General features: G+C 71.4%; 17 protein-coding genes and 1 pseudogene. 6 read left to right on the top strand and 12 right to left on the bottom strand.

Going from position 1 to position 20,424, the window contains the following annotated elements:
• Positions 1-91: 91 nt before the first annotated feature.
• The 3 genes from ACFQ8C_RS15310 to ACFQ8C_RS15320 are packed head-to-tail and all read right to left on the bottom strand — an operon-like array spanning position 92 to position 2,097.
• Positions 92-559, bottom strand: coding sequence for a hypothetical protein (locus ACFQ8C_RS15310; RefSeq protein ID WP_383456856.1), 468 nt, complete (start codon positions 557-559; stop codon positions 92-94).
• 60 nt (positions 560-619) lie between these two features.
• The gene (locus ACFQ8C_RS15315; RefSeq protein WP_383456859.1) at positions 620-1,054 is read right to left on the bottom strand and encodes a cupin domain-containing protein; all 435 of its coding nucleotides are present in this window, start codon (positions 1,052-1,054) and stop codon (positions 620-622) included.
• 26 nt (positions 1,055-1,080) lie between these two features.
• Positions 1,081-2,097 carry a zinc-dependent alcohol dehydrogenase family protein gene (locus ACFQ8C_RS15320; protein ID WP_383456861.1) on the bottom strand — a complete coding sequence of 339 codons (1,017 nt, stop codon included), beginning with the start codon at positions 2,095-2,097 and terminating at the stop codon, positions 1,081-1,083.
• A gap of 215 nt (positions 2,098-2,312) precedes the next feature.
• Between ACFQ8C_RS15320 and ACFQ8C_RS15325 the strand changes: the two genes are divergently transcribed.
• Entirely contained in the window at positions 2,313-3,200 is an 888-nt protein-coding gene (locus ACFQ8C_RS15325; RefSeq protein ID WP_383456864.1) for a helix-turn-helix transcriptional regulator, read from the top strand.
• Positions 3,201-3,297: 97 nt separating this feature from the next.
• Here the strand turns inward: ACFQ8C_RS15325 and ACFQ8C_RS15330 are convergent, their stop codons facing one another.
• Positions 3,298-4,503, bottom strand: a complete 1,206-nt coding sequence (locus ACFQ8C_RS15330; RefSeq protein WP_383456866.1) for a PP2C family protein-serine/threonine phosphatase — start codon at positions 4,501-4,503, stop codon at positions 3,298-3,300.
• A 441-nt stretch (positions 4,504-4,944) separates the two neighbouring features.
• Between ACFQ8C_RS15330 and ACFQ8C_RS15335 the strand changes: the two genes are divergently transcribed.
• A complete protein-coding gene (locus ACFQ8C_RS15335) occupies positions 4,945-5,349 on the top strand; it encodes an SSI family serine proteinase inhibitor (protein ID WP_383456869.1) in 405 nt (134 codons plus the stop codon).
• 105 nt (positions 5,350-5,454) lie between these two features.
• Here ACFQ8C_RS15335 and ACFQ8C_RS15340 read toward each other — a convergent pair.
• The 3 genes and pseudogenes from ACFQ8C_RS15340 to ACFQ8C_RS15350 form a co-directional block, all read right to left on the bottom strand.
• Positions 5,455-5,751, bottom strand: a pseudogene (locus ACFQ8C_RS15340) (IS5/IS1182 family transposase); the annotation flags it as partial.
• Positions 5,752-5,884: 133 nt separating this feature from the next.
• Entirely contained in the window at positions 5,885-6,640 is a 756-nt protein-coding gene (locus ACFQ8C_RS15345) for a DUF2071 domain-containing protein (protein WP_383456870.1), read from the bottom strand.
• Positions 6,637-6,969, bottom strand: coding sequence for a metalloregulator ArsR/SmtB family transcription factor (locus tag ACFQ8C_RS15350; protein WP_383456873.1), 333 nt, complete (start codon positions 6,967-6,969; stop codon positions 6,637-6,639). The genes ACFQ8C_RS15345 and ACFQ8C_RS15350 overlap by 4 nt, the downstream gene beginning before the upstream one ends.
• Positions 6,970-7,626: 657 nt before the next feature.
• On the opposite strand from ACFQ8C_RS15350, the gene ACFQ8C_RS15355 reads away from it, so the two are divergent.
• Complete coding sequence (locus ACFQ8C_RS15355; RefSeq protein WP_383456875.1) at positions 7,627-8,121, top strand: hypothetical protein; 495 nt, start codon at positions 7,627-7,629, stop codon at positions 8,119-8,121.
• Between the two features lie 495 nt (positions 8,122-8,616).
• Here the strand turns inward: ACFQ8C_RS15355 and ACFQ8C_RS15360 are convergent, their stop codons facing one another.
• The 4 genes from ACFQ8C_RS15360 to ACFQ8C_RS15375 form a co-directional block, all read right to left on the bottom strand.
• Entirely contained in the window at positions 8,617-9,651 is a 1,035-nt protein-coding gene (locus tag ACFQ8C_RS15360; protein ID WP_383456878.1) for a hypothetical protein, read from the bottom strand.
• Between the two features lie 655 nt (positions 9,652-10,306).
• Positions 10,307-10,804, bottom strand: a complete 498-nt coding sequence (locus tag ACFQ8C_RS15365; RefSeq protein WP_383456880.1) for a hypothetical protein — start codon at positions 10,802-10,804, stop codon at positions 10,307-10,309.
• A gap of 738 nt (positions 10,805-11,542) precedes the next feature.
• Complete coding sequence (locus tag ACFQ8C_RS15370) at positions 11,543-14,341, bottom strand: molybdopterin-dependent oxidoreductase (RefSeq protein ID WP_383456881.1); 2,799 nt, start codon at positions 14,339-14,341, stop codon at positions 11,543-11,545.
• Complete coding sequence (locus tag ACFQ8C_RS15375) at positions 14,338-15,174, bottom strand: FAD binding domain-containing protein (protein ID WP_383456884.1); 837 nt, start codon at positions 15,172-15,174, stop codon at positions 14,338-14,340. The genes ACFQ8C_RS15370 and ACFQ8C_RS15375 overlap by 4 nt, the downstream gene beginning before the upstream one ends.
• 227 nt (positions 15,175-15,401) lie before the next feature.
• On the opposite strand from ACFQ8C_RS15375, the gene ACFQ8C_RS15380 reads away from it, so the two are divergent.
• Positions 15,402-16,931, top strand: coding sequence for a PucR family transcriptional regulator (locus ACFQ8C_RS15380; protein WP_383456886.1), 1,530 nt, complete (start codon positions 15,402-15,404; stop codon positions 16,929-16,931).
• Positions 16,932-16,970: 39 nt separating this feature from the next.
• On the opposite strand, the gene ACFQ8C_RS15385 is transcribed toward ACFQ8C_RS15380, so the two are convergent.
• A complete protein-coding gene (locus ACFQ8C_RS15385; protein ID WP_383456888.1) occupies positions 16,971-17,132 on the bottom strand; it encodes a hypothetical protein in 162 nt (53 codons plus the stop codon).
• Between the two features lie 372 nt (positions 17,133-17,504).
• Between ACFQ8C_RS15385 and ACFQ8C_RS15390 the strand changes: the two genes are divergently transcribed.
• Together ACFQ8C_RS15390 and ACFQ8C_RS15395 are read left to right on the top strand one after the other, a co-directional pair.
• Positions 17,505-19,262 carry an FG-GAP repeat domain-containing protein gene (locus tag ACFQ8C_RS15390; RefSeq protein ID WP_383456891.1) on the top strand — a complete coding sequence of 586 codons (1,758 nt, stop codon included), beginning with the start codon at positions 17,505-17,507 and terminating at the stop codon, positions 19,260-19,262.
• Positions 19,263-19,266: 4 nt separating this feature from the next.
• Positions 19,267-20,397 carry a hypothetical protein gene (locus ACFQ8C_RS15395; RefSeq protein ID WP_383456894.1) on the top strand — a complete coding sequence of 377 codons (1,131 nt, stop codon included), beginning with the start codon at positions 19,267-19,269 and terminating at the stop codon, positions 20,395-20,397.
• The last annotated feature ends 27 nt before the right edge of the window (positions 20,398-20,424 follow it).

Raw genomic sequence — 20,424 nt, forward strand, 5'->3', positions numbered from 1 at the left:
CCGCCCTCTGGGCATCAGTGACAGACAACGGCGGAATCTTCGGACCCGGACGACTCATGCCCAACTAACGACGAATCTCCGACTCAGGTCACTAGGACTTGTCCGGTCGATCATGCGCCTGTGATGGAACGTGCACGATGTCGCCCAGGTCGTGGCATCTGCGACGCCACCACGGCCAGGCGTCTGGGGTGTGCGGGTCGGGCAGAGTGCGTGCCAGGAAGTCGGCATCGGCTTCTTGGACGACCGATGCGATTTCCCGGGCTGCTCGTCTGTCGAGAGCGCCGATGGCTCGCTCTATCAGGAGGCGGTCGTCCCAGATGTCGTAGCCGGGCAGGTGCGGTTTGGGCAGATAGAGCGGCCATCCTGGACGGCGCACAAAACTCCGCCAGCAACGGACGGCGTGTTCGACCGCCCGGACGGGAAGACCGCGTTCGGCCTCGAACCGGGCCGCCTGGCGGCGTGTGTGGGGTGAGAACTGTGAGGACTGGCGCCGGTAGTCCTGAAGATGGGACCGGCAGACAGCGTCCAGACGTAGAGCAGCCGCCGTCTTGCGGGGCATGACTCTTCTTTCGAAGTAGTGATCTCGGCGAGTCACTGTACTGCGTGATCTTGCGGTGGTTCATGTCCTGAGCCAGATGACCAGCGCCGCTGCGGTTGCGGTGCCGAGGAAGACGTAGCCGCGTTTGTCGTATCTGGTGGCGACGGCTCTGGCGTGCTTGAGCTTGTTGTTGATGGCCAGGTGGACCATCAGCCGGTTGGGGGCGGCGCCGTGCCAGTGTTCCTCGGCGGCCTCGAACAGGACGCGGTCGCCGGGCCGGACGATCTCGACCGGTCCGCCGCGACGCCGGCACAGGCCGACGCCTTCGGTGACGAAGACGGTCCGGCCCAGGGGGTGGCGGTGCCAGTGGGTGCGGGCGCCGGGCATGAAGTGCACCAGGTTCGCGGTGACCCTGGCCGGGGCGGGCGCGGCGGCGACGGCATCGATAGGGACATCGCCGGTCAACCAGTCGGCCGGCCCCTTGGCGGTGTCGATCGAGCTGCGGGCGATCTGCATGATCGCTCCTTCGGGTGGGGGATGGTTCAGGGGGTGAGGAGGGTCTTGATGGCGCGGCGCTCGTCCATGGCCTTGTAGCCCTCGGCCACCTCGGCGAGGGGGAGAGTGAGGTCGAAGACCCGGCCCGGGTCGATCCGGCGGGTCAGGACGCGGTCGATCAGGTCGGGGAGATAGCGGCGTACGGGGGCGGGGCCGCCGCGCAGGCCGACGTGCGAGAAGAACAGTTCCTGGCCGTCGACCGCGACGTCGTGGGGGACTCCGACGAAGCCGACGCTGCCACCGGGGCGGGCGGAGCGCAGGGCCTGGCTCATGGCCTGGGCGGTGCCGACGCACTCCAGGACGCTGTCGGCGCCGATCCCTCCGGTCAGCTCCTTGATCCTCGCCACGCCCTCCTCGCCGCGCTCGGTGACGATGTCGGTGGCGCCGAAGGCGAGCGCGAGCTGCTGGCGGGGCTCGTGGCGGGACATGACGATGATCCGCTCCGCGCCCCTCTCCTTCGCGGCGGTGACGCCGCACAGCCCGACCGCGCCGTCACCGACGACCACGGCGGTGGAGCCGGGCCTCACCTCGGCGGCGTCCGCGGCCCACCAGCCGGTGCCCATCACGTCGGACACGGCCAGCAGACCCGGCCAGAGATCCTCGTCCGGCACCTCGTCGGTGGCGACCAGGGTGCCCTGGGCGTTCGGGATGCGGACGTACTCGGCCTGGCAGGTCGACATGAACTCGCGGTGCAAACAGTTCGACGGGAAGCCGTTGCGGCAGTTCGCGCAGGTGTTGTCGGAGGTGGCGAAGGAGCCGACGACGAACTGTCCGGGCCGCAGAGAGGTGACCTCGGCCCCGACCTCCTCCACGAAGCCGACGTACTCGTGACCCATCGGATGCGGGTCGTCAATCGGCTCCGCGCCTCGGTAGGGCCACAGGTCCGAGCCGCACACGCAGGTGACGGCCGTGCGGATGACCGCGTCGGTGGGCTTGAGGATCTTCGGGTCGTCCACGGTCTCGAAACGGACGTCGCCGGGGGCGTGGATCACTGCTCCGCGCATGAGAGGGGTTCCTTCGCGTGCCGAGGCGTACAGCCGCCGGACATCCGGGGCCGGCGCCGAGTACAGGGCCGGGTGCGCGCCCGTCATGACGGCGGCGGGCGGGAAAGCACCACGTCATCCAGGTAAACCGCTCCCGGCTCCCGTAGCGAGACACCATCAAGGGGTGTACTGCCAGTACCTCCCTAGGGCCGTGTGCGGGACGTACCGTCGAGGGTGTGGACAACCAGGCAGAGGTCCGCGCGTTCCTCACCTCGCGGCGCGCGAAGATCACCCCCGAGCAGGCCGGGCTCCCCGCAGGCCCGCGGCGCCGGGTCCCCGGCCTGCGCCGCAGCGAGGTCGCCGCCCTGGCCGACATGAGCGTCGAGTACTACGCCAAGCTCGAACGCGGCAACCTCGCCGGCGCCTCCCCGGCCGTCCTCGAAGCCGTCGCCCGCGCTCTGCGGCTCGACGACGCCGAACGCTCCCACCTGCTCCGCCTGGCACAGGCCGCCGACGGCTCCGACGCCCTCGCCCGGCCCCGCCGCCGTGCCACCCGGCGGTGGAGGCCGCACCCGAGCCTGCAGTGGACCCTGGACGCGGTCACCGAGGGACCGGCGTTCGTCCGCAACGGCCGCATGGACCTCCTGGCCGTCAACCGGCTCGCCCGCGCCTTCTACGCCGACGTGTACGCCGACCCCCACAACCAGGAGAACCTCGCCCGCTTCACCTTCCTCAGCCCCGACGCCCGCCGCTTCTACCCCGACTGGGACCAGGCCGCCGACATCTCCGTCGCCATCCTGCGCACCGAAGCCGGCCGCGACCCCCACGACAAGGACCTCCACGACCTCGTCGGCGAGCTCTCCACCCGCAGCGACGCCTTCCGCACCCGCTGGGGCGCCCACGACGTGCGCCACCACGGCACCGGCTTCAAGCGCTACCACCACGCGGCCGTCGGCGCACTCACCCTCGCCTACGAAGGGCTGGAGATGGCCGCCGAACCCGGCCTCACCCTCACCATCTACACCGCCGAACCCGACTCCCCCTCCGAGGAGGGCCTGCGCCTGCTCGCCTCCTGGGCCGCCACCCTACGAACCCCCTCACCCGCACCGCACACCGGCGACTGAGAGCCCCGACCGGAGGAGGCCGCTCGGCAACGGCCAGGGGGGCACAGACCCGTACCGCCGGGCGGGGAGAGCGGACGGGGGATGTCCGCGTTCCGTTTCAGATGTTGGCTCCGGCGTGGACTTTGCGGCCCTCGGTGGTGGGGCCGTGCCAGTCCAGGCACATCACGGTGGCGTCGTCCTGGAGCCGTCCGTCGCAGGCGTCGACGACGGCTGTGACCAGGGCGCGCACCACCTCGCGCGGGTGCTCGGCGGCGGTGGCGGTCATGACCGCGGGCAGGTCGACGGAGCTCGCGCGGCGTTCCTGCACGCCGTCGGTGTAGAGCAACAGCCGGTCACCGGGGCGCAGGTCGATGTCCTGGACCCGATAGCCGTCCCGTGCGGCAATGCCGAAGGGCAGGTCGGCGTGCAGGGGCACTTCTTCGACGGTGCCCTTCCGCAGCCTCAGCGGGTGCGGGTGGCCGGCGTTGACGAGCTGTGCGCCGCTTCCGTCCAGGGCGATCCGCAGGAGCTGGCCGGTGGCCAGGACGGCGGGCATGCTCTCGCTCAGACAGCGGTCGGCGTGGTTGGCCTGCTCGGCCAGAGGCGCTGCGGCGCGGCGGGCGCCACGGGAGGCGTTGACGAGGATGGTGGCGATGAGCGCGGCGTTGAGGTCGTGGCCCATGGCGTCGGTCAGGGAAAGGTGGAGGGTCTCGCGGTCGAGGGCGTAGTCGTAGGTGTCGCCGGCCACGCTCTGGGCGGGCACGAGGGCGCAGGCCAGGGTGAACTGGGCGGCCTCGCAGGAGGGAGCGGTGGGGAGGAGCTGGCGTTGGATCTCGGCGGCCAGACTCACGGGGGCGGTGCGCTGTGCCCAGTGGTAGAGGTCGGTGAAGCGGCGGTCGGTGACCACGATGTAGGCAAGGGCGTGGGCCGCCTGCTCGACCTGTTCCAGGGTCTCGTCGGTCGCTTCGGGCAGGGAGAGTTCCAGGAAGCCGATGGCGTCGCCGCGATTGGTGACGGGCGCGATCACACGGTGCCCGTGCCCGCCTGCGTCGTCCGGGGCCCGGACCAGTTTCTGGGTGCGCAGGACTTCGTCGAAGAGACTTCCGGTGAGCTGGATCTCCTCCGGGTCGTGCCCGTGCACGGTGGTGGCGTCCTGTGACACCCGCACCACGCGTTGACCCACCAGGTCCAGGAACAGGAAGGACACGTACCGTGCGCCGAACCGCTCCCGCAGGTTCCGCGCCACCACGTCGAGGGAGTCGACCGGCGCGGCCACCTCGGCCGCTGCCAGCACGTCCTCCAGCACCATCCGCTCCCGCGCCACATCAGCCTCCTCGAAGATCCAGAGCTCTCACCTTCCCGCCGTGGCCCGAGGAATTCCAGCCTCACACCGCGCGGCCCAGCCCGAGTCCGGGCAGCACGTCCATGGCGCGCTCCGGTGTGTGGCGTGGCGGGATGTTCGGCGGCGGCATCGGCTTCGAGGGGAGGGGTGCCACCGGGCCCGACCATGGGACCACGAAGGTCTGACTGATTCAGTGGCGGATTCACTCATAGACGGTGGCGGCCTGAAGAGCTCTGGCCAGGAAAGTCCAGTCCCCTTCCTCGGGAAGCCGCTTCCCGGAGTTCTGATACCAGCCCGGCGAGTCGTCGGCATGCGTGTACTCCGGCCCCGCCCCCGCCGGTCGGCGGCGCGACGCCGACGACCCCATCGGACGACCCCATCGAGCGACGTCACCCACCCCCACCAGACGCCGTTGGTCCGATCATGAAGATCACCACCGCCCTCGCCGGGGCCGCGCTCGCCGCTCTCCCCCTTGCCGGCACCGCGACCGCCACGACCTCCTCGCCGACGGAGGCCGCCCATGTCCGGCTCACCGTCACCCGTACCACCACCGACGGTCTCTCCACCACCGGCACCATCTGGCTCGACTGCCCCGGCCGGGAAGGAACCGGCCACCCCCACCGCGCATCCGCCTGCACCGACGTCGACGCCGCCGACGGCGACTTCGACCAGCTCCCCGGCCGCGACCACGCCCTCTGCTCCAACGACACCGTCGCGGTCACCGCGACCGCCCAGGGCACCGCCGAGGGCCGTACGGTCCACTGGCAGCAGACGTACGAATCCGACTGCCACCTCACCCTCGCCACCGGCGACGTCTTCGCCTTCTAGCCCCCGGCCCGCGGACGCTGTACATGGGGCGGCGAGAGCGCCGGCTGGTCGATCCCGTGCTCGTCCCCCGCCGTCCCGCCTGCCCCCGACTCCCCCGTACGGGGGCAGGTCGTGAGGGGAGCCTGGCAGTGCGGGTGAGGCCCCCAGCAGGCGGCCGAACGGATCGGTGAGGACCTGGACGTTCATGCCGTGGCGCTTGTGTTTGCCTGAGGAGTACGGGGGGGTCGTGCCGATACCGCATCCGGCGGCGAGCTGGGCGTAGGTGTCACCGCACCGCAGAGGGGCCAGGGCGAGGAGAGCCTGACGGCCGGTGGTCGGACGCCGCCACCGGGTCCCGGCCTCCCCTCTCCGCACAGCGAGCCGTCCGGTCAGATACCGCGGGGTGCGGCTGGACAGGCCGATCGACGACGGGCAGACAGGCGCATGTAGCTCCTGGTGGCTGCGGGCGACCTTGGTCGAGAACCCGTCTGCCAGGAGCTTCGTCGTTCCGTGGAACCGTCCCCCACGCGACCAGCGCCGTCAGGTGGGGAGCGGCTCAGTGCTTCAGTTGGCGAGTTGAGCACCCCTCCTCGGAAGCCATGGCCGGGAGCGGCCGCCAACTGACGGGGACGTCGCGCATGAGCAGAGCGCAGTCCAGGGTCGCGCTCCCCGAGGGGAAGCAGTCCGGGTCGTCGAAGAAGGACGACGCAGCAGAGCGAATCCGGCCGGCTTCCACGTGCCAGGCGTTGGTCCGCAGTTCCATGCCGTCCAGGTGGCGGCCAGAGCTGGTGGCCGAGAACCCTTTTGCCCCGCGCTGGAAGAAACGGGAAGCCTCGGCAAGATCAGCGAAGAGCTCGCTGCCTCGCAGCTCGTCGGACGGCTCGATGGTGACATCCACTCGGGTGTCGCCATCCCGGGTTGCCAGTGCGACGCGCATCCGGCTGGGCGTCTCTTGCACCTCGAAGTCGGCTCGGCCGTGTTCGCCGGGGAAGAGGCGGCCTCCGGCCCAGACGTTGAGCCGCGAGGCGGTGTCGCGTCGTGGAATGTAGACGCCGGTCTCGACGCCGTCCGGTCCGTCCCACTCGACGGCGATTCGATGGGCCGCGTTCTCGCTGCGCAGACCGAACGCCTTGGGCGCCCAGGTCGGCCGGACACTTCCCAGGCGCAGCAGGCAGATGCCCGCAACCGCGTAGTCGTGCACCAGTTGCGGGCGCAGCGGCCCGGGGAGCAGGCGTGCTGCGGCATCCGGGGCGACTCGGTAGTTCACCAGTAGCCGTCGTTCGATGACGCTGGACAGTCGCGGCTGCCTCATGATCCCTCGCTCTGCGCCCCGGCGCGCCATGTGGTGTGGCGAAGCACGATCTGCTCGGGGCAGACGGCACTGAGGAATCGACCGATGCTGGTGGCCAGGCGATCCTGGGCCAGCGCGTAGAGAATCCGGTTGCCCTCCCGTCGCTCGGTGACCAATCCGGCTCCCTTGAGCACGCCGAGATGCCGCGAGATGGAGGGCGCGCTGATCGCGAACCTGGCCGCGATCTCGCCGGCCGCGAGCTCGCCGTCTCTGAGGTCCTCGAGGATCTGGCGCCTCGTCGGATCGGCGAGGGCGCGGAAGGCTCCCGCCTCATCCTGAGCTTCTGTCATGTTAGATATTTAGCATCTTAGCTAAATATCTAACAAGGGGGTTCTGCGTCCTCCGCCAGCAGTGGTGACCGGCCGCCGGGTTCCCGCATGGTCGACTTCAGTGCGACTCGATCGTCAAGGACCTACTTGCGCAGGTGGGGAGTTCCGTCCTCCCAACACTTGCCCCTCCCCGTGGACGGAGGAGTTCAAGCGGGAGCGGTCGCCCTTGTCCGCTCCTCCGGCAGGACCGTCACCGAGGCGGCCCGGTCCTCGTTCCACGCCGCCCTGCGCCGGCCCGGCCGCCGGGTCAACCGCAAGCGGGTGGAGCGGGCCATGCGCGAGATCGCCGCGAATGCACGGCACGGCTGCGGCTGCGGCTGCGGCTGCGGCTGCGGCTGCGGCTGCGGCTGGAGAGGGCATCGGCAGGTTCGAGGCGGGGACGCCTCGTCACCGACCGTGCGGGAGCGGGGCTCACGGGGGCCCTCGACCGGATCCTGACGGACGGCGGCCGACCTTCGACGGGCGGGGCGCGTTCCGTCCGTGGTGCCGTGTGTCGCCCTGGGGCTGGGGTTCGCGCTCCGGCGTCGGACCGCCGTGACCGCACGGGGGTGGGTGAGCGTCTCACGTGACGGGCCCTCCCGGGCTCTGCGGCATCGGCGCCCCGTAGGGTGTGGCGTCGTGAGCGCATGGCAGATATCCGATGAGGAGGGCGGCGTCCTCGCCGCCCGCTGGTGGCAGTGGGCCCTGTCGGCCCCCGACGACGTGAGCCCGGTGGCCGACACGACCGGCGCGCACGCCGCCTGGCGGCAGCCGGACGACCTGTGGTTCCTGGCGGGCACCTACGGCGGCCGGGTGGTCCGGCGCTGCGAGATCCCGGCCGGGCGTCCGGTGTTCTTCCCCGTGCTCAACGTCCACCACACCAAGCTCCACTCCCGCAAACCCCTCTCCCTCAACGTGACCGCGGCCGAGGCGTACCTCAACGGCGCCCCTCTCCCCCTCCACGAGTTCGTCGCCCCGCCCTTCCGTGTGGGTCTGCGCATGCACCTCGCCTGGGGCCTGTGGTCCGCCCTCACCCCGCTCCTCCCCGGGCAGTACGTCCTGGAGATCAAGGGCACCACGGCGGAGGGCTTCCAGGTCGACACGACCTACCACCTCACCGCCACGCCCGACTGATCCGACGTCCGGGAGTCAGGGGACGAACTCCCGGCCCTCTCCCTTCCCGCGGGCAAACAGGACGGAGCTGCGTCGCGGGGCCCGGTCGGGACGCCTTCCCGCATCGTGGCCCCACGTCGCCTTCGGCGGCGAGACAACAGGCCACGGCCGGCTGACAGAGCTCAAAGCGCGATCGGCCGGTATCTCGGAGCCTCATCGACGATCTGCTCCGCAGACGCGCCCTGAAGGTTGTCCGGGGGATGGAGGACCAGGTCACTCACCCGGGGATGCGACACGTTCGCCTCCAGGAGCCGTAGCAAGTAGGCGACGCCTCCGGTCTCAGATCCACGGCCGCACTATGTCCGCAGGGCCGACACGCCGAGCCCTCAGCCGGCGCTTCTACGCCCGCAGTGACATGGAAGAGGAACACGTCGAACAGCTGGGGAAACTGGGCATGGTGTGGTCCCACTTCGGCGTGGCGTAGGAGGAAGGTCTCGCGGCGGCGGGGCTGGGGGTTCACTCGGGCGGGCGGGGGGACCGTGGAGCGGCACCGGTCCAGAAGGTAGTGCGGTCGCGCCGGGCGAGCCACGCCGTAGGGCGACCGAACTCGATCTGCCAGACGGTGCCGTCGTAGTCCTTCCGCGTCGGTTTGGTGCTGCCCGAGGTTCCGCTGTCCCGGGTGTAGACCGTGATCCGGAAGACGCCCTTCAGCGCGGCCCAGGTCTTCTGGGCGGTCCGGAAGCCGAGCATGGCGGCGAGCATCTGGAAGCTGTCGATGCGTCCCTGGTCGACCTGGATGAAGTAGTCGCCGCCTCCGACGTGCTGGTTCCCGTCACCGAGGATGAGCGACCGGTACAGAATCTCGGCTTGGGAGAGCGTCAGCGAGCTGATGAGTGCCGGCGGCAGCTGCTTGTCGGGCAGGGTTTGGCGGATCCGGGCTCCGAGGTCCGCGCCGATGTAGAACGGGACCACTCCGGTGGGCGCCTGCCGGTGCTCGTTGAAGGTGTAGCCCTGCTCGCGGAAGTGGTCCGCGAGGCGCCGGAGCATCTGGGTCTTCTCCGGGTTCACCCGTTCCGACTGGGAGACCTGCACGTGGTTCCAGGAGCCCTCGTGCCGGGGGCGGGGGTAGCAGCCTTCGGTGATGATCCAGCCGAGGAGTTCGACGAACTCGTCGCTGTAGGGAGAGGAATCGGGGAAGGCGCTGGGCGTACCGCCGCCGAAGACGATCCTGACCCAGTCACGGCCCGCGAGGGCGGCGGTGGTGGTCCAGTCGTGAGGGCGGTCGTCGCCGAGCTTGCGGCCGAGCTCGTTCAGCTGGAGCCAGGGCTGACCAGGCGTGCTGAGCGCCTTCACCGCCCGGTGGTGCCAGGCCGTCAACGGGCCGTCGGACGCCGACTCCCAGTGCCGGCGGTGGACGTGCCCGATCTTCCTCCAGTGGATCCGCTTGTCGGCAGGGTCCAGCGCGAGCACGTGGTCACCGGCTTGGATCTGTTCGTGGGTTCGCCATCCGAGCGGCGTAAGCGTCTCCGTCGCGGCGTCGACCCCGGCCATGCCTGATGAGGAAAACGTCTCCATCGCGACAGCTTGACGGCTACCACTGACAAACGGAGCACCGGGAGTCTCGACGGGTGACCGCGGACCCGTCGGCCGGCCCGCGAGAGAGGCTTCCGCTCGTGGCCATCCTCGTGACGGCGTGGGGCGTCAGGGGGCGTCAGTCAGGGGCCGCACGGTCGGCGAGGCGGTCTGGGCGACCGTCCCGTTTCCGTAGAGGCCCATGCTGAGCAACCGTTGTCTTCCCACGAAGGTGAAGCGGCTGGTGGAGCGGGGCCGGCTGGCCGAGGAGCGTCCCGGGGTGTCCACGCCGAGGCGGGCTGCCGGGTGACGTCTCGGCTCCGGTGGCGGGCGAGGCCGCGTCCCATGAGCATGGTCATCGACCACAGGACGGCGGCCTCGCCGCTTTCGGGCCGGGTCTCGTAGTCCCGGGGCAAGGCGCCGCGAGCGCATCAGCCGGCTCGGCGTCCTCTCCACCACCCACCTGCGGGGAAGCACCACGAACCCGCTCATGTCGTCGGTGCGTTTGACGATCTGAAGGGTGAACTGCCCTGGACGTCCCCTTGGCCCACGCTTCCTTTCGTACGACCGTCTCCCATGGTGCGACGCGAGGGGAGAAGGCCGGATTCCGGGGTCAGGTGGACGTCGGGGTCCGTCAGGCGAGGTGGATCGTGAAGCGCCTCACGACCTTCGGGTCCGTGGCGATCGTCTCGGAGTGGACCGAGCCGCGCGCCTTCTCGTACTTCCCGGTGCCGCCGGTGATCGCGGAGTCGAAGGGACCCTGGTCGATGTAGTTGAAGTACACCCCCTGCGTGGTGAGCTGGCCGTCCGGGAGGACGTAGGTCACGAGGCACTGCTCCGCTTCGTCGACACCGCCCCGGGTGGTGGTGCAGGAGCCGTGGGTCTCACCGACCTTGTTGTGCGCCTCGTCGAAGAGGTCCGAGCGGACGACGACCTGATCGCCCTGCGAGACGCTGCCGGGGGTGACGGGGAAGCGGGTCAGCTGCTGCACCTCGGCCAGAAATGTAAGGGTCCGGGCTTTACCGCTGGCCGGGGCGGAACCGGTGTCCGTCGCGGCGGCCGCGACGGGGGTGCAGGCGAGGAGGGTGACCAGCGTGGCCGTGCCGAGGCAGGCCGCTCTGATGGGGCGCATCGTGCGACTCCTGAGGTTGAGGTTCGGGAATGACCGGATGGCGAACTTCCATCCGATTCCGTTCGATTCCCTTCATAACCTCGACTCCGCCGCCGCACGGAGCACCGCGGCACGAACCACCGGCACATCCAGCCGGTCGGACCAAAGTCAGGCGGCGGAGCTCGGCACGAAGCCGAACGGCAGCTCCAGGCGATGCCGGGCCATGAGCTCCTCGTCGGCGACGATGCCGACCTTCCGCCGGGTCTCGGCCATGTGCTTCTTGCCGACGGGCAGCCCGGAGCTCCGCGAGGAGGCGGACGGCGGTCGTCGTGTCGGCGGGGTCCGTGTACCGCGCGAGGGCCGTGCCGGGAGAGTCGACGCAGGCGGACGCGATCTCCGCCGCCTCGGGGAACCCGCGATCTCCTCGGGGTCCGCCGCAGCTGGTCGTACCACGACGGCGTGCGGCCGGACGGGACCCCGGACGCCGGCCTGCTCCGCACGGCCTGGCAGAGGATCCGCGCACCGTGTTCATCCCCGTCCGGCGTCGGCGGTGTCCGCCGTTCCCGGAGCCGTGACCCCTGGTGGGTTCATCGCTCCGGCTCTGCCGGACGAATGGCCCCGGATTCCTGCCAGTGGGGAGGGAATCGCTGGATAGCTACTGGCCGCCGAGGCCATGGCCTCGGCGGTTTCCACGTGAAATCCTTATCCCTTCTCGTATCTGTGACCTTTCTCCGAGTCGATTCCTCACCATCTCTTGGTCTACCGCTCGAAGTTCCTCGCGTGCTGGTCGAGGGCGAGCCAGACGCGGTCGCGGGTCACGGGCAGCTCGGTGAACCGGATGCCGGTGGCGTCCCGCAGGGCGTTGGCGAAGGCGGGGGCGACCGGGTTGAAGGGACTCTCGCTCATGGACTTGGCACCGAGCGGGCCGATCGCGTCGGACGTCTCCGTGAAGTGGACCTCGGTGCGGGGCACGTCCGCGTACTGGGGAAGCCGGTAGCGCCGGAACGCGGCCGTCGTCACCTCTCCGCGTTCGTCGATCCGGACGGTCTCGAAGAGGGTGGCGCCCAGCGCCTGCGCGACGCCGCCCTCGACCTGGCCCCGGCACTGCATCGGGTTCATGACCTTGCCCGCGTCGGCCGAGTGGACGCTGCGCAGGATGCGGATCTCGCCCGAGCCGGGGTCCACGGCGACGCGGAACCACTGCGCGTTGAAGGCGACCGAGCGCGGCGAGCCGCCCCAGTGCCCGTCCGCCGCCAGTTCCTGGGCCGCCCCGAGGGCGTGCCCCGCCTCGTACAGCTCCTTGAGGGTGACGAGCCGCCCGGCGCAGTCGACGGACTCGGCGCCGAGGACGCAGAGGTGGCGGGCGACGCCGGTGTGGCGGGCGGCGAGGGTGCGGAGACGTTCGGCGAGGGAGGTCGCGGCGAGGGAGGTCGCGGCGAGGAGGACGGCCTTGCCGGCGACGACGGTGCCGGCGGAGCCGAAGGCGCCCGTGTCGTGACGGACGACGTCGGTGTCGGACTGGCGGACGGCAAGCCGGTCCTCCGTGGTGTTCAGGGCGCCTGCCGTGATCTGCTGGTGCACGGTCGTCGTGCCGTTGCCGAACTCGGCGGTGCCGACGGCGATGTCGTACGTGCCGTCCTCCAGGAGCGAGACGCGGGCGTCGGCGTAGTGACCGCCGGGCGGGCCGGTGGCGATCATCGCCATGCCGGTCCCCTGCCCGACCAGCCAGCCTTCGGGTGCGTCCTCGGCGCTGCGGTCCTCGGCGATCGCGTTCCGTACGACGGAGAGGCACTGGTCGAGGCCGTAGGAGGCGATGTACAGGTCCTCCTCCTCGCCGATCGGGCTGTGCATGGCGTCCCCGGGGCCGATGACGTTCCTCTCCCGGAAGGCGAGGGGGTCCATGCCGAGCCGCCGGGCCAGTTCGTCCATGACGGACTCGACGGCGAAGGTGACCTGGCCGAGGCCGTAGCCCCGGAAGGCGCCGGCCGGGACGACGTTGGTGTAGACGGAGTACGCGTCGACCTTCTTGTGCGGGGCACGGTAGACGGCGAAGGACTCCCCCACGCTGTGGAACATCACCGCCGGGCCGTGGTTCCCGTACGCGCCGGTGTCGGACACGACCCGCATCCGTACGGCGGTGAGGGATCCGTCGGCGCGTGCGCCCACCTTGATGCCGATGGTGAAGGGGTGCCGGGTGGTCGCCCCGTAGAACTGCTCGGCCCGGGTGTACTCCAGCTTCACCGGCCGGCGCAGCTTCAGCGCGGCGAGGGTGACGATGTCCTCGGTGAGCATCTCCTGCTTGCCGCCGAAGCCGCCGCCGACGCGGCCCGCGACCACCCGCACCTCGTCCTCCGGCAGACCGTACAGGGCGCACAGGGCCCGGCGGGTCAGGAACGGGGTCTGGGTGGAGGAGCGGACGGTGAGGCGTTCGCCGGTGCCGTCTTCCTTCGGCTCGAAGTACGCGACGCAGCCGTGCGTCTCCAGGCTCGCGTGCTGCACCCGCTGGGTGCGGAAGGTCTCCTCGTACACGACGTCCGCCTCGGCGAAGCCGTCCTCGACCGAGCCGATCTCGCCGTGGACCTCCCCCGCCACGTTGTTCTCGACCCGGGCGATACGCACCTCCGGCCCCTTTCCCGCGTGGATCACGGGGGCGCCGGGGCGCATCGCCTCCTCCGGGTCGGTGACGTACGGGAGTTCCTCGTACGTCACCTCGATCCTGCGGCAGCCCTCCTCGGCGGCCCGCTCGCTGTCGGCGACGACGGCCGCGACCCGCTGCCCGACGTACCGGACGACGTCGTCGAGGACGCGGGTGTCGTCGGGGTCCTCGGTCGGATGCTCGTGGCGGGCGGAGGAGTACAGCGTCGCGGGGGCGTCCTCGTGGGTGAGGACGGCGACCACGCCGGGCACGCGCAGCGCGGCCGAGGAGTCGATCGCGAGGATTCTGGCGTGCGGGTGCGGCGAGCGCAGCAGCTTCATGTGCAGCAGGCCGGGGACCTCGACGTCGAAGGTGTAGCGGGCCGTGCCGGTGACGACCTGCGGGCCGGCCGGCGCGCCGACGCTCCGGCCCACGGCCTTCCCCGCGCAGGGACGTTCGACGTGCTTCACGCCCCGGACGGCGTCCTCGATCGCCCGGTAGCCGGTGCAGCGACAGATGTTGCCCTTGAACGCCCTGGGCAGGTCGTCCAGCTTGCCGTCGTCGTGCGGGGTGCCGCGCTCGGCCTCCAGGGCGGCCGTGGTCATCAGGAAGCCGGCCGTGCACATGCCGCACTGGTAGCCCTGCGCGTCCAGGAACCTCTGCTGGACGGGGTGGAGTCCGCCGTCCGGAGCGGCGAGTCCCTCCACGGTCGTGACCGCTCGCCCTTCGGCCCGCACGGCCGGGTAGAGGCAACTGTGCACGGGCTCGCCGTCGACGTGGACGGTGCAGGCCCCGCAGTCACCGGCGTCGCACCCCTTCTTCACGCCGAACCAGCCGCGCTCGCGCAGATAGGTGCGCAGGCACTGGCCGGCCCGCGGCTCGGTGTCGAACGGGCGGCCGTTGACCTGGATGTCGAAGCTCATCGGGCACCTTCCCCAGGGGTGTGGGTCAGCTCGCGGCGGACCTCCTCGGCGAGACGCAGGGCCATGTGCCGCCGCCACTGCGGGAGTCCGTGGATGTCGTCGAACCACTCGGCGCCGGACACCGCCGTGTCGATCGCCGTCCGGAGGCGCTCCGCGGTCGGCGGCAGCGGGAACCAGAAGCGGAACGGCCGGGTCGTGGCGGCGGTGACCGTCACCGCCAGCGACCCGTCCACCGGGTCGAGCGCGCCGATCACCAGGGCGCCGGAGCGGCCGAGCCCGTACAACGACGCCTGCCGGAAGGCCGTACGGCACTCCAGCGCCCGCCCCGGCAGCGTCACCGAGCGCAGCAGCTCACCCTCGGCGAGGTCCTTGACGCCCGCGCCCCGGATGAGGTCGGCCACCTTCACCTCACGCGTCGACCCGTTCTGGGCCAGGAGCAGGCAGGTGCCGTCAAGGGCGGCGGTGAGCGAGATCATCGGCCCGGCCGGGAGGCCGTTGCACAGGTTCCCGCCGACGGTGGCCATGTTCCAGATCTTGAACGAGGCGAGGAAGGCCCGGCAGCACTGCTCGAAGAGCGGGGCCGCCGGTGCGTCCAGGAAGCGCCGTCCGTAACGGGACAGTTGGGTGATCGTGCAGGTCGCCGCGATCTCCAGCGAGCCGTCCGGATATCGCGTGAGCGGCTCCCAGTCCATCCGGCTCAGGTCGACCAGCCGCCGCAGGTGCGGCTGGGGTTCGGAGAACAGGTACGTCCCGCCGCCCAGCCACGCGTCCCCGGGCCGCCAGGGCTCGCGCAGACGCGCGTCCCTCACGTCCGCGATCGTGTTCAGATCCATGCCGCCCCCGTCTCCCGACCGATGCCTTCAGGCCAGTGAAGCCCGAGACGGACCCCCCGCACGACTGGATGGGAACCCGGAAAACATCCATCGGACAGCGCTGCTCCCTGGATGATCAACCAAGAGGCATTTTCCGCCTTCGCTTATGCATTTACGATGCATCGACTCGCATCTGCCTCGTGAATGTGAGCGCGAGCCTCGGCCCGCGACTGAACAAGGAGCCCCGCATGCACGTCGACCACCTCCTCCGCCTCGACCGCCTGGACCTCTTCCTCGTCTGGGGCGACGAGGCGCTGCTCGGCCAGGAGATCGCCGGGGTCACCGCGACCGACCTGGAGGATCCGGCACGCTTCCTCCAACCGGGAGAGGTCGTTCTGAGCGGACTCGTCTGGTGGAGCCGCGACGGCGCCGCGGCCAAGACCGACCGCTTCGTCTCCGCCCTGCGGGAGGCTGGAGCCGTGGCGCTCCTGGCGGGCGAGGAGACCCACGGGCATGTCCCCGGGGAACTCGTCGACGCCTGCCGCAGGCATCGCGTCCCCCTCGTCGCCGTCCCCCCGCACACCAGCTTCCGGGCCATCACCGAAGCCGTCTACCTGCGGCAGTGGGGCGAACTCAACCGCCACCCCGCGAGCCACCACGCCCTGCCGGAGAACGTCCGCCTGGACCTCGACCGCGCCCTGGACCGCAGTGCGACGGCCGGCGAGCTCCTCGACCGCGCCTTCGCCCACCTCGGCGCGCCCGCCTGTCACCTCCTCACCGCCTCGGGCCGGACCGTCGCCCGTACCGGCGACACCACGGGGCTCCGCGCCCGTGAGGCCAGGGAGGCCCTGTCCGGCACACGGGGCACGACGCTGCGGATCGAGGCCGAGGGAACCGACTTCGACACCTGGCACCTGCACCTGCCGGAGGAGGGACAGGTCCCGCCGAGGGTCCTGCAGGAGATAGCCGAACTCCTGGGACGCCACCGGCGCCGCGAGGACAGGCACCGGGCCGAGCGCGGCCCCGCGACCACCCGACTGATGGAGGTCATCAGCACGCCACGCGTCGACCCCGGCCGCGTCCAGCGCGCGCTGGCCTCCTGCGGGCTGGCCGACCAGCCCTCCTACACGGTCGTCGCCGCCGCGCTGGAGCCGGACGGGAACGCCGGCGCCGACGGCGTCGCCGCGCTCGCCGAGGCGCTCGGACACCTGCCGTCCACCACGTTCACCGTCGCCCTGGGCGACGACGACGCGGCGACGGCCGTCCTCGCGAACGGCGACACGACGCACGACACGGCGGAACGACTGCGCGAGATCACCCACCTGATCCAGTCCTGCCGCCCGGAGAGCACCTGGCACGTCGGCCTGAGCGAACCCGTCGACGCATCCGCCCTGAACACCGCTCTCACGCAAGCCCGTTACGCCCTCGCCGGAGCCCGCACCGCCGCAGCGCCGTCGTCGTCACGGGTCGCACGGCTCCGCGATCTCGGAGGGCTTGCGACGCTCCTCGCCGGCGTCCCCGCCTCCGTGCGCGCCATCTACCGCGAGACCGTCCTGGGCCCCCTGACGAGGGCCGGACGGGGGTCGGGCGCCATGCTGCTGGAAACCCTGGAGGTCTTCCTCGCGCACGACTGCTCCTGGACGCGGACCGCAGAGGCCCTCCACGTCCACATCAACACGGTCCACTACCGCGTCGAACGCATCGAGACCCTCACCGGCCGCGACCTGTCCCGCCTCGACGACCGGGTGGACCTGCGCGCCGCGCTCCTGAGCCGCTGACGCCCGGCGTCACGGCTCGCCGGGCCCAGCCGGAAGCGTTCAGGGCAGGTCGATACGGACGCCGGTCGGCTTCGCCCGGGCCGTCACCGTGACGCCGACGTCGAGCGCCGGCTCCTCGACGGCCTCGCGGGACACCAGGGACACCAGCCGGTGCGGCCCCGACGGCGCCTCCACCTGAGCGGCCACGTCGTCGACGCGCACGCCGGCCACGATTCCCACCGCCGCCTGCCTATCGGGGCGCCCTGGCGCACCAGACCGCCCCTGCGCCCTGACCCCGCGAGCACGAGCGCGTGGGTGTGGGTGTGGGTGTGGGTGTGGGTGTGGGTGTGGGTGTGGGTGTGGGGTGGGCGTGGGGTGGGCCCGGAGTGGGCCCGGGGTGGGCGTCCCCGTCGGCAAGCCGGCCGACCGATCGTACGAACCACCAGGTCACACCCGCGGCGCGGCTCCGGAACTGGTGGGACATCCACTGCCTCTTCCCGGCGCGGCCGTGTTGACTGCATCCGACTCCCCTCACACCACCGCAGGTCGACTCCTCCCGTCGGCGTGCCTCAACACCCTCAAGGGACAGGTACGTTGAACACTTCCACACCTCGCGGGGCCGGGCTCGTGCTCGGCTCCGCGGCCGCGCTCGTAGTCGGGCTGTGTCTGGCGCCGGCCGCCCAGGCCGCACCGGATCCCGGCGTCTCCTTCGGCGGGGCGATCGCCGTCCCGCTGCCCGCGGGCTCCGGGAAGGGCACCGCCCCGGCGCTGGGCGACCTGAACGGCGACGGCAAGGCCGACCTCGTCACCCCGGTCAAGGGATCGAACACCCTGGTGGCCGCGCTCGGCGACGGCAAGGGCGGATTCGGCCCCGGTGTCTCCTTCGGACTCGACACCGGCACCTACCCGACGGCGGTCGCCCTGGCGGACCTCAACGGTGACGGCCGGCTGGACGCGGTCGTCGCGGCGGCCCTGACCAAGCGGCCCACGCAGCACGGCGAGGAGAGCATGGGCAGCGTCGTCGAGCTGCTCGGTGACGGCAAGGGCGGCTTCGCCCCGGCCACCTCCTACTTCGCGCCGACGCTGGTCAACCCGTCGACGGACGCCATGTTCCCCGTGGACATCACGGTCGCCGACATGAACGGTGACGCCAAGCCCGACGTGCTGACCTCCAACGCCAACGGCGACAACGTCTCGGTGTGGACCAACGACGGCACCGGCGCTCTGGGCACCGCGCGCAACCACTACGTCGGCGGCGGCCGGCCCACCGGCTACTCCGCCGCGCAGCTGCGCCCCTCTGGCCTGAAGACCGGGGATGTGAACGGCGACGGCAAGCCCGACGTGGTCACCGTGAACAGCGGCACCTCTGACATCTCCGTCCTCCTCGGTGACGGCAAGGGCCGTCTCGGCCCGGCCACCCGCTTCGCCGACGCCGTCTTCCTCGGCCGGGCCATCGCCCTCGGCGACGTGAACGGCGACGGCAAGCCGGACGCGGCCGTCGCGCACATGGACCGGACGATCACCGTCTTCCTCGGCGACGGCGCCGGAGCCTTCGGCGCCCCGGTCACCCATCCGGTCGGCGGCAGGGCTCTCGCGGGCGTGGCCATCACCGACGTCAACACGGACGGCAAACCGGACCTGGTCACCGACAACGGCCCCGACGACCAGCCCACCGTCCTCCTCGGCGACGGCACGGGCACCTTCCGCAACGCAAGTCCGCTGTACGACACGGCGAGCGGCGTGAACGGCGCGTACGCCGTCGGGGACCTGAACGCCGACGGTCGTCCCGACCTGGCGGCCGCCTCCACCGCTGCGGGTGTCGCGGCGCAGGTGCTGCTGAACACCTCGAAGCCGAAGGGCACGGCCCAGGCGATGTCGGTGCAGGTCGCCAAGGCGCCCGGTGTCCTGTCGATGGAGATGAACCTGCCGGCCGTCGACTTCGGAACGCTGACACCTGGCGCTCTCAGCAACCCGGCCGGACTCGGCACGTTCACGTACACCGACACCCTCTCCACCACCGCCCCCTGGTCGGTGACCGTCGCCACCACCGACCTGGTCAGCGGCACGGACACCATCGGGTGGAAGAATCTGAGGATCACGGCCGGCGGGCACCTCAACGGGACCGGCGGCCAGTGGACGGGCATCGCCAGGCCCGGCCAGGGCGGCCACTTCCCCGAGGGCGACGACCCCCGCCCGGGCACCAGCCTCTCCCCCGCCGTGACGATGGCGACCGGCGACGGCGGCACCCGCGGTGTCTTCACCCACGACGGGTCGACGGCGCAGTGGAACATCCCCGCGGAAACCGTTCCCGGCTCGTACAGCGGCACCCTCCAGTACACGATCACCGGCTGATCCCGTGCACAGCTGTCTGCGCGCCCAGGGCGGTGCCACCGCCACCCATCGGGCACGGTTTCGCACCCTGTGGAGCCTTCTCCTCACGGGCCTCGTGCTCGCTCTGGCGCCGGGCGCGCAGGCAGCGCCGGCCCCCGCCCCCTCGCCCACTCCGACGGAATCCGCCGCGGGCGCGCCGTTCGGCGTGCAGGCCGGGCTCTACGGTCTGACGACGCTGACCGGCGGGCACTTCGGGTACGCGCTGAAGGCCGGCGCCCGCATCGAGGACTCCGCGGTCGTCTACAACGAGAGCGACGAGGCCCGGACCTTCCACGTCTACGGCGCCGACGTCACCCACGCGGTCGGCGGCGGCCTGGCCCCCGCGCAGGAAGGCCGGAAGATGGCCGCGGTCGGGGCCTGGCTGAAGCTGGACTCCGAGGCCACCGTCACCGTGCGGCCGAAGAGCAGGGCCACGGTCCGCTTCTCCCTAACGGTCCCCGTCGGCACCCCACCGGGCAGTTATCTCGGCAGCCTGGTCACCGCGCTGCGCACCCCCGCGGTCAGCGGCGGGGTGAACACCGAGACCCGGATCGCCCGGATCGTCGAACTCACCGTCCCCGGCACCGCCGACCTCCAGGTCTCCCTCACGGAACTGGAGCACCGGCCTGCGGGCGGCGGCGAGGAGTTCACCGTGACCGTACGCAACACGGGCAACGTCCTCTACACCTTCGCCGGAACGCTGAACATCACCGGTGCCGGCTCCGCGCGTACCGTCCCGCTCACCCCCACGGGGATCTACGTGATCCCCGGCGGCAGCGCCACCCTCACCGGCCGCCTGACCGACCTCCCCGCTCTCGCCCGCCTGGCGGTCACCGCCTCGGTGACCGCAACGGTTCCCGGCGGCGCGACGAAGACCGTCAAAAGCAACACGGTCCGGCTGACCTGCTTCCCGTGGCTCATCGCCGCCCTCGCCCTCGGCGGCATCCTCGCCCCGGGCCTGCTCCTCGCCATCATCCGCAAGCGATGGCGTGCCCGGCTCCGGCGTCGCGCAGAGGAACGTACCGCGCTGCGCGCACTGCGGCGGGAACTGCGGGCGGGGAACCCGCCTGCCGACGACCCTCGTGCGGCGCGGGCAGGCGGCGCCGCACACCCGTAGCCGGGGCGAGGGGCCCTGGCGGGACCG

The sequence above is a fragment of the Streptomyces sp. NPDC056503 genome, from assembly GCF_042794995.1.
Taxonomy (GTDB): Bacteria; Actinomycetota; Actinomycetes; order Streptomycetales; family Streptomycetaceae; genus Streptomyces.